Source organism: Pseudoalteromonas sp. NFXS53 (genome assembly GCF_056629255.1).
In genome coordinates, this window is record NZ_JBWVBR010000009.1 from 40,953 (window position 1) to 53,412 (window position 12,460).

The following is a 12,460-nucleotide window of genomic DNA, read 5'->3' on the forward strand; positions in this document are numbered from 1 at the left end:
TATCAGTACTAAGGAACAACTATGAAAACTTATAGCAAGGTTGCTATATCATTTGCTTTACTTGGTGCGTTTAACGCGCAAGCAGGCAGTAAATATCATCGACTTATCTGGGACAATGCTCCACAAAGCCAAGCGACTATCGGCTTTACTCCAGATGGCAGCACTAATCATTATGTCAAATATGGCGTATCGACAGATGAGTCTTTATGGCAAAGAAAGAATGTGACAGCTAGCCATACCTTTGATGGTTCTTTACAAAGTAAATTTGTAAAGCTCACAGGACTATCAGCGAATAAAGCCGTGTATTATCGCGTCTGTGATGATTCGGGCTGCGGTCAACGTCTATGGTTCAAAACAGCCCCCAATGACAACTCTCCCTTTGTCGCAATCGCTGGTGGAGATACACGTACTGGATGGACGAATCGACAAAATGGCAATAAGTTAGTTGCTAAGATCCGTCCACTGTTTATCATGCATGGCGGCGACTATACCAATGCTAACACCTCTTCTGAAATGAGCAGTTACCTCAATGATTGGCAACTTACTTTCTCTTCAGATAGCATCGACGGGCTGAGTTACAAACGGATCTACCCGTTTGTTGCCACACATGGTAATCATGAAGATGATAACTACAAAACACTGTGCCAGGTGTTTGGTGTGGATTACGACAACAATAATGTGTGTGATGCGAAAGATACCTATGGTGCATTTAACGTTTCGCCATTATTACGCGTTTATACGTTGAATTCTCAATATAAGAACTCGGGCTGGTCGAGTTATGCAACGGCAATGAATAATTGGCTGCAACAAGATCTTCAAAGCTCTGGTGGCTCAGCAAGTTGGCGTGTAGCACAATACCATAAGCCAATGTTCCCGCATTATTCAGGTAAATCAGACAACACCATTTTGCATACTTGGTGGGCTGATCATTTCTATAACCATAAAATGAATTTGGTGGTTGAGTCTGATACGCACATCAACAAAGTGACACAAGCACTTAAGCCAAGTGGTAACAATTTTGCAAGTACAACCAGTGGCGGTACTGTGTTTGTAGGGGAAGGAAGTTGGGGGGCGCCTGCTCGTAGTGCCAACGATCCTAAATCTTGGACGATTGATCTTGCCAGTATTCAACAATTCAAAGTGCTGACGGTATCAAGTGATAAGCTTGATGTGAGAACTGCACAATTTAATTCTACTGCAAACACACTTTCAAAAGCTGATCGTGATGCAAATCTGACCTTGCTACCGAATAATGTTAACTGGTGGTATGCGGCAGGCGCTGGTGATGTTTTGAATTTAGTCAAAGCGGCCAATGGGCTAACAATTATTGATACTGGCATTATTGATCCTATCGGTGATACCGAGCTGACTAATAGTGTTGCTGCAACTAATATCAGCGGCAATACATCGCAAGAGCTCGGTTTTTATATTGATGTACCAGCTGGTCAAAGTACTTTGGTAATCGAAATGTCTGGTGGTACAGGTGATGCCGATATGTATGTGCGTTATGGCAGCAAACCAACGTCGAGTACATACGACTGCCGTCCATATAAAAATGGCAATAATGAAACTTGTAGTATTGATGCTGTGCAAACGGGTAAATACTATGTGGTCGTTAAAGGTTACAGCGCATTTAGCGGTGTGAGTTTAAAAGCAACCTATAGTAATAATGGCGGCGGTGGTAATGGCGGTTCAGATACCTTTACAAACCTGTCAGCAAGTACCGATAAATGGCAATATCGAAGCGCCGCTTTACCCAGTGGTGTAAGCAAAATGACGGTCACTATTTCTGGTGGCACGGGCGATGCGGACTTATATGTTAAAAGTGGTTCTGCACCCAATAGTTCCAGTTATGAATGTCGTCCTTATAAAAGTGGCAATAGTGAAACTTGTACAATCACTAACCCAAAAGCAGGCGAGTGGCATTTTGGGGTAAAAGCCTATAAAGCCTATTCGGGTGTGACGTTAAGTTATAGTTATGAATAAGTTCTAGTTTTAAGTAAAAGAAAGCCAAGCGTTTGCTTGGCTTTCTTTTTGTCATGTTTAAAGCGTTTTTACAAAATGATTAATTATTGAAAGTTTAATTTCAGGAGCCGTTTCTTGGCTAAAACCATGACCTGTTTTATACGCGTTATGGATCACCGTATGCTTAAACTGATGACTTTCTAGGTATGCCTTTATGTCATTCGACATTTCATAAGAGGGCCATACTTGATCGTGCTCAGCTGAGATAAGTAAAATTGGACCATTGATGTCTTCAAAGTTAAATTGGGCTTCGTTTGATTTTTTCTCATCGTTTAATGCAATAGAAAAACGGTCAATTAGTTTTGCTTCTTTGCTTAAACCTAGACTCAGTGCTGGGATATCCTTATTTTGGTAAGTCCAAGCTGAACGTGCTTTTGTCATACCATACCAAGCGACCTTACTGGGAGTAGTGACAACCACTGATTTAATTCGCTTATCTAAACTTGCCATCAAAAATGCAGCTTCGCTGCCTCGCGAGCCTGCGACAACGCCTATTTTATTTGCATTAATCCGCTTATGGGTTGCGACATAATCAATCGCATCTAAAAAATATTCCAAAGGTATTTGGTCTAGTGTTTTTGAGATCCCTGGCGCATCAAAATAAGCAAGAGCTAAAACTGCGACTCCGTGCGGGGCAATCATTTCTCCATTCGCTTTACCTGTGCCTATACCGCCTTCAGAGCCACCAAAAGCAATCACAACAGGTAAGGGGTTGTTTGATTTAGGTAGGTACAATTCAGCTACTAGATTTTTATAACTGACTTTTTCGATTGAATAGGTGGCTTCCTCTGCAAAAGTATTTTTTATCACAAGAAGGGCAATTGTAATGAGTAAAAACTGAATTGACTTAACCATTTATATTTCCTTTAAAATTTTGTTTAGTTTATTCAGAAAAAACTGAAAGTTAAAGGCTGAAATGTAACCAATTATATTTTTTAGTGTTTTATAAAGATTTCTTTTGACCTGTCTACAGCTATACACTTTATGCTCTCATCATCAAAACAAGCTAATCTTAAATACGCTTTAATTAATTCACTCAGAATGGACTTATATGTTTTTAATCTCAGAGTTGGCTAAACGAGTTGGCGTATCTAGAACGACGTTGTTGTACTACGAGAAATTAGGTGTCATTAGAGGTCAACGTTTAGACAATGGTTATCGGGTTTACACCGAATTGGATGCTCAGCGTTTAACTTTAGCCATGCAGTTACAAGCTGGTGGATTATCACTTAAAGAATGTATTGCCTGTCTGACTGGCAAAATAGATAAAGGTTTTTTAAATGAAAGACTGCGCTTGTTAGATGAAGAAATAGTGCAAAAACAGAAAGCGAGAAAATTACTTTCTGGTTTACTGGGGGAAAGTTCTAATCGTGATTTTCATGCGCATTTAAATGAACTTGCGCCACAAGCGCACTATGAATGGTTATTACAACAGGGCTTTACTGAAAAAGAAGCGCAAAGAATAAGGTGGTTATCAAAAGATATGAATACACACGACCAATACATGCAAGACTTCCTCACTGTTTTTGAACCTTTGACGCGTTGGGGACCGGGAGACGACAGTGATACGCTCAAAGCGATTTCACAAATTCCGAGTAAGGCTAGTAGCATTTTAGAAATCGGCAGTGGTAAAGGTTTGTCGACTTGTTTATTGGCAGAACAGTCTAACGCTCAGATCACAGCCATAGATAACGAGCCCATTGCGGTAACAAACTTAGCAGAGTTGATAGAGAGTAAGGGTTTCACTAAACAGGTTACTCCCATGTGTGCGAGTATGTCTGAACTGCCATTTAAGGCACATAGTTTTGATGCCATTTTAGCTGAAAGCTGTGTCTATATTATGGGTTTTGAAGAGGCTCTAAAGCAGTGGAAGATTGTGCTCAAGACTAATGGTTTGATTATTGTCAGTGATTTAGTTTGGCTAACTTCGAAGCCAAATGAAAAGTATCAAGCATTTTGGTCGTCCGAATATCCAGCAATGACAAACGTTGATACGCGTTTGATGCAAGCTAAAAAGCTGGGTTTTGAGGTGTTAGATGACTTCACAATTAGTGCTAAAGCTTGGCAAAACTATTGGCAACCTTTGCAAGCACGGGTGAATGAATTAAAAGCCAGTATGCCAGAGTCACAAGCAATCAAAGATATTCAAAGAGAGCTCGATATTTATCAGTCCCATGATGGAACGCAGTTTGGTTATCATTTCTTTGTGCTAAAAAGAAATGCGTTATAAAGTTAAGCATTAATAGTTTGTTAGGATGTATGTAATGTACCAGCAAGTACTCGATTTTTGGTTTAATGAAATATCTCCAAAGATGTGGTGGCAAAAAGATTTGGAATTTGATGCTGAGATTGTTCGACGCTTTGGCGCATTACATCAACAAGCGGTTCTAGGAGAGTTGTTTGAATGGCGAGAGAATGCAGAGTCTAGCCTTGCAGAAGTGATTGTACTCGATCAATTTTCAAGGAATATACATCGAGATACACCAAAAGCTTTTGCTGCAGATCCGCTCGCCTTGGCACTTGCTCAGCAAGCCATTAAAAATGGTTTTGATAAATTAGTTGAGATTGATAAACGTAGTTTCTTTTATCTGCCATTCATGCACAGTGAGTCAAAACGCATTCATGAAGAAGCTGTAAAGCTCTATACGGCACATGGCAACGAAAATAACCTAGAGTTCGAGCTTAAACATAAAGTGATCATAGACAGATTTGGCCGTTATCCACATCGTAATGAAATTTTAGGCAGAGAATCTACCCAAGAAGAAATCGCTTTTTTGAGTGAGCCAAATTCAAGCTTTTAGGCCTTTATAAGCTAAATCGAAAAGCGTGAGTTAATCGCGCTTTGCTTGTTTTGAAGCTAAAAAATAGAATATGCCTCGTCATTACTGAATCATTCATAAAGATAAGTTAAACTCTCGCCTTTATTTTTTGGAGGCGAATAAGCGTGATCTCGGGACTAACAGCAGAAGAGCAACAATGTCATAATCTAAATGATTTAAAAGCAGGGAAGTATAACGGTTATAAAAGGCTGCAATTAGTTGAAGGCTTATCTAAATTTCCTGATGAAATCCTTACTTTATCAGACACGCTCGAAGTGTTAGACCTCTCAAATAATTTGCTATCAGAATTACCAGACAGTTTTGTTCAGCTCAAAAACTTAAAAGTATTATTTCTATCGTTTAATCAGTTTAAAGTTTTCCCTGACGTGTTAGGAAAATGTCTTAACTTAGACATGGTTGGTTTTAAATCGAATCAAATCGAGTCAATCAGTGAGACTGCATTACCTAAAAACTTGCGCTGGTTAATATTAACCGATAACCATCTAACTCAATTACCACAAAGCTTTGGTCAATTAAGTCAGCTAAAGAAGTTAGCATTAGCCGGGAATAAACTTACTGCAATTCCAGAAAGTTTTACACAGTGCAAGCAATTAGAGTTAGTTAGGCTTTCAGCAAATGAACTAACTTCAGTCCCAGCGGGTTTATTTAAACTGCCAAAATTGGCTTGGCTGGCGCTATCTGGTAATCCATTGGTTGGAGAGCACAAAGCCCATTCAGGTATTGCCCAGTATGAACAGCAAGATATATTACTTAATGAGCAGATAGGTCAGGGCGCATCAGGTGTCATTTATCAAGGCAAATTAAGTAATGCTGACACAGACATTGCTATTAAGGTGTTTAAAGGCGGAAAAACCAGTGACGGCTACCCAGAAGATGAGTTGAATGCTTGTTTAACTGCAGGTCAGCATGAGAATTTGATCAAAACATTTGCGCATATTTCTGCACCAGATTTTTTGGCGCTACTTATGGATTTAATTCCAAAAGGCTATGAAAATTTAGGCCTGCCTCCAAGCTATGAAACCTGTACAAGAGACACATTTGTAGAAGGCACGCAATTTTCTATTGAGGCAATCAGCAACATTGCTAAACAGTTAGCAGATGTATTGTCGCATTTACATAATCAGCAAGTCAGTCATGGTGATTTCTACGCACATAACACCATGATTAATGAACAGGGCCATGTGATGTTCGGTGACTTTGGCGCTGCGACGCAATTACATAATTTGTCTGGAGTTCAGCAACAGCAATTTGAGCGTATCGAGGTAAGAGCATTTGGTAATTTGCTAGATGATTTATTGAATTATTGTAATGTGTTAGAAACTGGAGAGAATTCAAAGCTCACGGACTTGGCATTGTTTGAAAAAGTTTCAAACATTCGATATGCGTGTTTGAATGATGACATATCACACAGGCCAAGCTTCGCTGATATTAAAGAATTAGTAACTTTTAGCTAAACAGGCTAAGGGAGATAACAACACTTGCTGAATTCATAGATGAAATTATAAGGACTATTCATGCCTCATTTTATATTAGATTGTTCAGACACTATTCTTGATGGTTATACAGAAGAAGATTTGATGGCAAGCATTCACCATGCAGCGAACTCTTCAGGTCTATTTGTTGAAAGTGAAATTAAGGTAAGGATTAACCCTTATCAAAAATACTTAGTTGGTAATAAAAGTACTGATTTCATTCATGTATTTGCACATATAATGCAAGGACGGTCAACTGAACAAAAAGCCATACTTTCTAAGATTATCGTTTCTAAACTTGCAGAATTATTTCCAAGTATTGAGAATATCGCGATGAACGTCAGTGATTTTGAGAAAGCAACTTATTGTAATCTAGAGAAGTTATAAAGCTCATAACTTCTCAAGCAATATTTTTAGCAGAAACTCTAGCGGTGCTTATATTGCGTTTTACAATATCCGCGTGAGATGTCAGGGTTGCGTAACTTTAGATGTTTAGTTTCACGACCCGCCATGCGTTTTCGCCACATTTTAAAGCTGCTGGGTTTCATTTCTTTTCGCATTAAATTAATAACTTGCGTTTCATTTAAACCATATAGCGTATTTATTGCTTCAAATGGTGTTCTATCTTCCCAAGCCATTTCGATTATGCGGGAAACTTCATGCTCTAATAAATCCATACTTTTTAAATTCTATAAAAATGACTTTGTTTCTACGGAAAATTTTCAGTTTTAGATTATAAATTTTCTTTATTTTTATTAGCCAGTTATATCAAAGCGCCTTCAATAAACTTTCAAATCTCTGACATAAAACGTGAACAAATGTAAATGAAATATTGCAAATGTTTATATTTCGATCTAATACTCTAATTGCATCTGGACAGATGTCATACCAGATGTCGCACGGGAAACCTGATTTCGCGTAATCGAAATCAGGTTATTTTTGCAAGAAACTTGGAGGTTGCAATGGGCAATCTGAACACAATGAAAATAACAAGCTTAGTTTTTGCAGTATGGGCTTTAACACTAACTAATGTTGCAAGTGCAGCAAATTATAAAACTGTTTTAATTCATGGTTTTCAACCGCAACAATTGTTGTTTGGTTCGCCAAATACAGTTAGCAATGATGGCGAAAGCTATTGGGCTGATTATTGGGGGGCTTTGGCTGATGAAAGAATAGATTGGCCTTCCTTTGAACGCGTTAAAGGTAAAATCGCAACAGATTACGTATGGCCAAAATTAAAGTCTATGAGTGAACGTGGCGTATGTGAGCAAGGTTGTGTACTTGTTACGCACTCAACGGGCGATTTGGTCGCACGCTATATTATTGATAACCAAGCAAACTGGTTAAGTGCAGCCGGACTTAAGCCGCTCAATATCATTGCAACATTTGATATAGCTGGTGCTGGTGGTGGTAGTGAATTGGCAGATTTAGCAGTGAATGTGACTCAAGGTGCGACATCTTGGAACCCATTGATTGAAGCGGCTTTACAAGCTTGGTTGGGTGGCCCATTAACTGATAAGTTAGGTGTTTTGAATGACCTTAAAGTCAATAATGCGCGACAATTGGCTGCACTACCGAGTGACAGAGCGCCAAGACTTAGGTTCGTAGGTGAGGGAGATTTATTTCTAGGTGCAACCAAGCTATTTTTAAAAGGCAAAGATGATAGCGTAGTAGCTTCACATTCAAGCTGCGGAGCTAGTAAAGCTGGGGACTTTGGTAGCTGTGCGTCAAGTATCGCTTTTGATGGCAAAATCTCATCACAAGGTGATGCAGTGACAAGCTTTATGCCCAATCACTATCCAATGTTGATGTCTGATAACTATGATCATTTATCAATCATTCTGAATAAGCAAAAAGGCAAAGTGACAGCAGCTAATGACGCGTTAAGACTGGATAATGGCGATACAATTTCATTTTCTACTTATCAGCAAGATTATGGATTTTGGATCTTTAAAACTCATTATAAATATGTGAGTGATTCTGACTCTCAAAGCATGTCTAAGTTAATTTACAACACGTTATAAAAGTTCAAATTGAGTAATGTTATTAAGGCCGTATAACTATTACGGCCTTGTATGGTTGATACTATGAAGAAAAACAAAATTATTATTGGGCTTGTTGCTTTTGGTTGTATAAGTATCTGGTATTTTTTAGGTTCAAAACAAAACAGCGATAATGAATTAGATACTGCGATAAAAACAGCACATGTACTCAAACAAGTTGATGATAAGGATTCTTCGCAAGAAATCATTCAAAAAGACACTCAAGAAAGTAAGAAACCTATGCCAACAAGCTTTGATCAATCCATTGTTGAGTCGGCAAAAATTATAGCAACTAAATACGAGCAAACTTTAAAATTTCCGCCATATTCACAGCCACTTTCTTTAAATGACTTTAGCTTATTAAACCCAAATTATTTCGAACCGGTGACCATGATCACGCAAGATAGTAATGTGAAAATATCCATGGTGCTTGAGAAATATCATTTCGTTGCACCTGAGGCTATTAAGGTTCTGGTCAAAGGAAATGATATATATGGCGTGAAATTGAAAGTGCAGGATGCTGATACGCGCAAACTCTTATCGAGTCAATCGATGCAATCTTCACAAGATGAATACTTAGCTCAAATCAATGGGAGTAGTGACTACCCAGCAAACTTGCAGATCACCGCATTAGTTAATGTAAATGGTGATGAAATCCCTCTCGTTGCACAAATTAATTACAACCAAAAAAGTGCAACGATTACAGGTGGCGCCAAACCATTTGTTGAAAATGCTGATTTAGTTTTCCCCATTGATATTAAAGTTGAGAAAGCAGGTCTTTATAGAGTGAGAGCAAATTTGTTTTCAGGCGGGCAACCTATCGCCTCTTTAGTCTCTGAAACCAAATTAGAAGTAGGGCAAAAACAGGCTTTGTTGCGAGCACATCAAAGTGTAATGCCAAACGCAAGTGAATTTGAGCTAGCCACTTTCACCATAGAAAAGCGATCAACGCACCCTGCAGAGCCATCTCGCTTTGGTAATTCAGAGGTTGAAAAGTTAGTATTCGATGGTGTTGATCTGTCAGGGATAGAAAGAACAGACTACCTACCGAATGACACGGAACAAAAGCGTTTAGCGTTTTTAAAAGGCATGGCAAATTAGCGCTAACCACTTTATCTATAATTAAAAATTAGTTGTTAACTAAATAACTCATCATAATTGCATCAATCTTAGGTTGTGACTCGTTTATTGCTTCATTAATTATTTTAACTTCGTATGGTGTGAATGATTTGTGACTAAGCAGAAGGTGGACGGGGTTATCATGCACGATGTAAGGCCATACTTTAATGTTGTCGTGGCCGAGTTCTTTTCTATAGTAATGTGCACTGATGAGGTCATCGATAATAAAATCGACGCGGTTTTTAATCAGCATTGAGATGCGGCTGTTGGCACTAGCCAAACTCACAAACTGTTCTTTGAATTTTTGGTGTTCGAGTAGTTTTTTTATTTCCTTTCCATAATAAGACCCAATGCTTAAGCCAATGGTATTATCTTTTCTGAGGATTGTTTTGAGGTTTTGTATAGGCCTTGGTTTAAACAGAGATATTAATCTCATCTTCTCATCTCGATAACTTTCTGAGAAAACTCCATATTTTTGCCTTTCAATTGTAAAGCTTGTCATGGTGGAAACATCAATGACACCTTTCCCCATTTCTTCAAAGGTTCTTGCACTAGAGGGAAGCCGCACAAATTTGTAGCACAAACCAGCTTTTTCAAATATTGCTTGCACAATCTCAACGTCAAGACCTGTTGCACCTGTACTATCGAAAACGGTTAGAGGAGGCCAGCTAGCTACTACACCAATCTTTTTACAGTTTTGTGCAAGTAAAATCTGTGAAAAAACCAGGCAAGCAAAAGAAAGTAGAAACGTAATTCGCCTCATTGATAACACCATCATCAACTTTTATTTAAGCATAGAGCAAAAAACATCGAATGATAGTTGAAATCTAACAACCTTAGTCCCTAATTTGTTATTTTTTACATGTGTTTTTATACCTAAAAAAGGTATTTTTAATTGCTTTTAGATATAATTTCCTCATAAGCCATTATTTAAAAAGCTAATAATTTTATTGCGAAATTTTTAATCATTAATAACTGAGAGGAATATGAAATTAAAAACACTATGTGCAATGGGCATCATCACATCTACTTCATTCGCTGTCATGGCAGATGTATCAGACAAAGTGATCGCAGATCAGCGTGCTAACCTTGCTAAAAATACAGAGGGTAAAGGTTTTGGCCCGCAATCTCCGCGTGATATTGATACTTTAGAGGGAGAAAACAACATCGCTTTTAATGCAGCGCCTTCACATAAAGAAATGAACCTGTGTAACATCCACTTCCACAAAAACGCTGAGCATAAAGGCGGTGAGTTCACAAAATATGCAGGCAATGGTAACGGTAAAGGCTTTGAAACTGGATTCGTTTATAACGGTGAACTTTCAAAGAAAGAGCTAAAAGCAGTTAAAGGCCAAATTTGTCCATCTAAAACAGGTGGCCTATTCCCAGGCGACACCATTGAGCTTCACTATGTTCATACAACAGCGCAAGTTAAACCGGGTCCAACACTGGGTGCTTGTTTAAGCGAGTCGATTGCTAACCCGCAATTACGTGTAGAAGCGCAAGTTTATGTACTTGTAAACGACAAAAATGCATTAGATTTTGCTGATCTAACAAAGTTCGGTAAGCAAAACGGCTACTACCAAGCGCTTAATATTCCTAACTTTACAGGTGCACCAGTACAATACGCTGGTTCAACTACGGGCCCTAGCTACAATGAGCAAGGTTCACCATTACAAGTGAGCTGGAGCGTTCGTCCTCGTGTTGCTAAGGTAAATATCGAGACAGTAGGTGAGTGGTGTAAAGACAACGCATTCAACGAAGACCATGCTCATGGTGTGCGTAACCTAGTTGTAAATCCTGCGCTTATTTCTGATATTAATTAATCTTTATTTAATATCAGTACGACAAAAAAAGGAGTACATACTTGTACTCCTTTTTTAATGTTCTTGACGATTATCTCAGCGCATTAATACGCTGCTCAAGAGGAGGGTGAGAAGCAAACATATCAGCAATGCTCTTACCAGATGCAATACCAAACGCCATCATTGAGCCTTCAAGCTGTGATTCATGGTTGCTGCGTAAACGCTCAAGTGCTGCTCGCATTTTATGTGCACCAACTAATTGCGCTGCACCACTGTCTGCAGCAAATTCACGTTTACGGCTAAAGTAGGCAACGACAACTGAAGCTAAAATGCCAAAGATGACTTGGAAAATCATATCAAAGATAAAATAAGTCCAACTACCACCACTGTTTTCACCTTCTTCATCACTGTTTAAGAAGTTATCAACGATACCTGCAAGTACTTTAGAGATGAAAATAACAAATGTATTCACAACACCTTGTATTAAAGTCAGGGTAACCATGTCGCCATTTGCAACGTGAGACACCTCATGAGCAAGTACAGCTTCAGCTTCGTCACGGGTCATGTTTTGCATTAAACCTGTGCTTACAGCGACAAGGCTATTATTTTTACTCGGGCCAGTTGCAAATGCATTCATTTCTGGGCTGTCGTAAATTGCCACTTCTGGCATTTTAATACCAACTTGCTCAGCTTGACGCGCAACCGTTGTCATTAACCAATGTTCAGTTTCATTTCTTGGTTGCTCAATGACATGAGCACCAGTCGATTTCTTGGCCATCCATTTCGACATAAATAGTGAAATGAAAGCACCACCAAAACCAAATACCGTAGATATCATTAAAATACCACCTAGGCTTCGGTTGCTAATACCAAAGACACTCATTAGGATAGATAAGACAACACCTAAAACGATCATCACCGCTAGGTTTGTAATCAAAAACAACACGACTCGTTTCATAAGACCCCTCAAAAATAAAGCTAATCAATAATTTGTGCGATTATTTGTTTAAAATTTCAATATTCATCAATATATGGGCGAAATGTTTCGTTTAAATAGTTTCAAACAAAAATTTGGGTTTGTTGATAACTAAATACGTTAATTTTGTGGTTTGGGTTTGAAACAGTGCTGCGTTGAAGCAGCTAGGATAAAATCCTAG

12 protein-coding genes are annotated in these 12,460 nt (G+C 38.6%); 8 read left to right on the forward strand and 4 right to left on the reverse strand.

What is annotated here, in order from left to right; translation table 11 throughout:
- Nucleotides 1-21: 21 nt before the first annotated feature.
- Nucleotides 22-1,986, forward strand: coding sequence for a pre-peptidase C-terminal domain-containing protein (locus AC1HJP_RS11200; protein ID WP_480361893.1), 1,965 nt, complete (start codon nucleotides 22-24; stop codon nucleotides 1,984-1,986).
- Nucleotides 1,987-2,043: 57 nt separating this feature from the next.
- Here the strand turns inward: AC1HJP_RS11200 and AC1HJP_RS11205 are convergent, their stop codons facing one another.
- Nucleotides 2,044-2,880 carry an acyl-CoA thioester hydrolase/BAAT C-terminal domain-containing protein gene (locus AC1HJP_RS11205; protein ID WP_480361894.1) on the reverse strand — a complete coding sequence of 279 codons (837 nt, stop codon included), beginning with the start codon at nucleotides 2,878-2,880 and terminating at the stop codon, nucleotides 2,044-2,046.
- A 196-nt stretch (nucleotides 2,881-3,076) separates the two neighbouring features.
- Here AC1HJP_RS11205 and AC1HJP_RS11210 point away from each other — a divergent pair, with 196 nt between their 5' ends.
- The 4 genes from AC1HJP_RS11210 (at nucleotide 3,077) to AC1HJP_RS11225 (ending at nucleotide 6,724) form a co-directional block, all read left to right on the forward strand.
- Nucleotides 3,077-4,255: a MerR family transcriptional regulator gene (locus AC1HJP_RS11210; RefSeq protein ID WP_480361895.1), complete on the forward strand. Its 1,179-nt coding sequence runs from the start codon at nucleotides 3,077-3,079 to the stop codon at nucleotides 4,253-4,255.
- A gap of 34 nt (nucleotides 4,256-4,289) precedes the next feature.
- Nucleotides 4,290-4,826, forward strand: a complete 537-nt coding sequence (locus AC1HJP_RS11215) for a DUF924 family protein (RefSeq protein ID WP_480361896.1) — start codon at nucleotides 4,290-4,292, stop codon at nucleotides 4,824-4,826.
- A gap of 143 nt (nucleotides 4,827-4,969) precedes the next feature.
- Complete coding sequence (locus AC1HJP_RS11220; RefSeq protein WP_480361897.1) at nucleotides 4,970-6,319, forward strand: leucine-rich repeat-containing protein kinase family protein; 1,350 nt, start codon at nucleotides 4,970-4,972, stop codon at nucleotides 6,317-6,319.
- 60 nt (nucleotides 6,320-6,379) lie between these two features.
- On the forward strand, nucleotides 6,380-6,724 hold the full coding sequence (locus AC1HJP_RS11225) for a 5-carboxymethyl-2-hydroxymuconate Delta-isomerase (RefSeq protein WP_480361898.1): 345 nt from the start codon (nucleotides 6,380-6,382) through the stop codon (nucleotides 6,722-6,724).
- 38 nt (nucleotides 6,725-6,762) lie between these two features.
- On the opposite strand, the gene AC1HJP_RS11230 is transcribed toward AC1HJP_RS11225, so the two are convergent.
- Entirely contained in the window at nucleotides 6,763-7,014 is a 252-nt protein-coding gene (locus AC1HJP_RS11230) for a TIGR03643 family protein (RefSeq protein WP_480361899.1), read from the reverse strand.
- A 285-nt stretch (nucleotides 7,015-7,299) separates the two neighbouring features.
- Here AC1HJP_RS11230 and AC1HJP_RS11235 point away from each other — a divergent pair, with 285 nt between their 5' ends.
- Together AC1HJP_RS11235 and AC1HJP_RS11240 are read left to right on the forward strand one after the other, a co-directional pair.
- The gene (locus AC1HJP_RS11235; protein ID WP_480361900.1) at nucleotides 7,300-8,361 is read left to right on the forward strand and encodes a hypothetical protein; all 1,062 of its coding nucleotides are present in this window, start codon (nucleotides 7,300-7,302) and stop codon (nucleotides 8,359-8,361) included.
- Between the two features lie 63 nt (nucleotides 8,362-8,424).
- Nucleotides 8,425-9,480, forward strand: a complete 1,056-nt coding sequence (locus AC1HJP_RS11240) for a hypothetical protein (RefSeq protein WP_480361901.1) — start codon at nucleotides 8,425-8,427, stop codon at nucleotides 9,478-9,480.
- Nucleotides 9,481-9,508: 28 nt separating this feature from the next.
- On the opposite strand, the gene AC1HJP_RS11245 is transcribed toward AC1HJP_RS11240, so the two are convergent.
- Nucleotides 9,509-10,261 (reverse strand): substrate-binding periplasmic protein, encoded by a 753-nt coding sequence (locus AC1HJP_RS11245; protein ID WP_480361902.1) that lies wholly within the window; start codon nucleotides 10,259-10,261, stop codon nucleotides 9,509-9,511.
- Nucleotides 10,262-10,484: 223 nt separating this feature from the next.
- On the opposite strand from AC1HJP_RS11245, the gene AC1HJP_RS11250 reads away from it, so the two are divergent.
- Complete coding sequence (locus AC1HJP_RS11250) at nucleotides 10,485-11,324, forward strand: delta-class carbonic anhydrase (RefSeq protein ID WP_480361903.1); 840 nt, start codon at nucleotides 10,485-10,487, stop codon at nucleotides 11,322-11,324.
- A 70-nt stretch (nucleotides 11,325-11,394) separates the two neighbouring features.
- On the opposite strand, the gene htpX is transcribed toward AC1HJP_RS11250, so the two are convergent.
- Complete coding sequence (gene htpX / locus AC1HJP_RS11255; protein ID WP_480361904.1) at nucleotides 11,395-12,261, reverse strand: protease HtpX; 867 nt, start codon at nucleotides 12,259-12,261, stop codon at nucleotides 11,395-11,397.
- Nucleotides 12,262-12,460 lie beyond the last annotated feature (199 nt).

Bases quoted from the DNA above. Each gene is read 5' to 3' on its own strand.
- AC1HJP_RS11205 (WP_480361894.1), bottom strand. From the start codon at position 2,880: ATGGTTAAGTCAATTCAGTTTTTACTCATTACAATTGCCCTTCTTGTG.
- AC1HJP_RS11240 (WP_480361901.1), top strand. From the start codon at position 8,425: ATGAAGAAAAACAAAATTATTATTGGGCTTGTTGCTTTTGGTTGTATA.
- htpX (WP_480361904.1), bottom strand. From the start codon at position 12,261: ATGAAACGAGTCGTGTTGTTTTTGATTACAAACCTAGCGGTGATGATC.
- AC1HJP_RS11230 (WP_480361899.1), bottom strand. From the start codon at position 7,014: ATGGATTTATTAGAGCATGAAGTTTCCCGCATAATCGAAATGGCTTGG.
- AC1HJP_RS11245 (WP_480361902.1), bottom strand. From the start codon at position 10,261: ATGAGGCGAATTACGTTTCTACTTTCTTTTGCTTGCCTGGTTTTTTCA.
- AC1HJP_RS11200 (WP_480361893.1), top strand. From the start codon at position 22: ATGAAAACTTATAGCAAGGTTGCTATATCATTTGCTTTACTTGGTGCG.
- AC1HJP_RS11215 (WP_480361896.1), top strand. From the start codon at position 4,290: ATGTACCAGCAAGTACTCGATTTTTGGTTTAATGAAATATCTCCAAAG.
- AC1HJP_RS11235 (WP_480361900.1), top strand. From the start codon at position 7,300: ATGGGCAATCTGAACACAATGAAAATAACAAGCTTAGTTTTTGCAGTA.
- AC1HJP_RS11225 (WP_480361898.1), top strand. From the start codon at position 6,380: ATGCCTCATTTTATATTAGATTGTTCAGACACTATTCTTGATGGTTAT.
- AC1HJP_RS11210 (WP_480361895.1), top strand. From the start codon at position 3,077: ATGTTTTTAATCTCAGAGTTGGCTAAACGAGTTGGCGTATCTAGAACG.
- AC1HJP_RS11250 (WP_480361903.1), top strand. From the start codon at position 10,485: ATGAAATTAAAAACACTATGTGCAATGGGCATCATCACATCTACTTCA.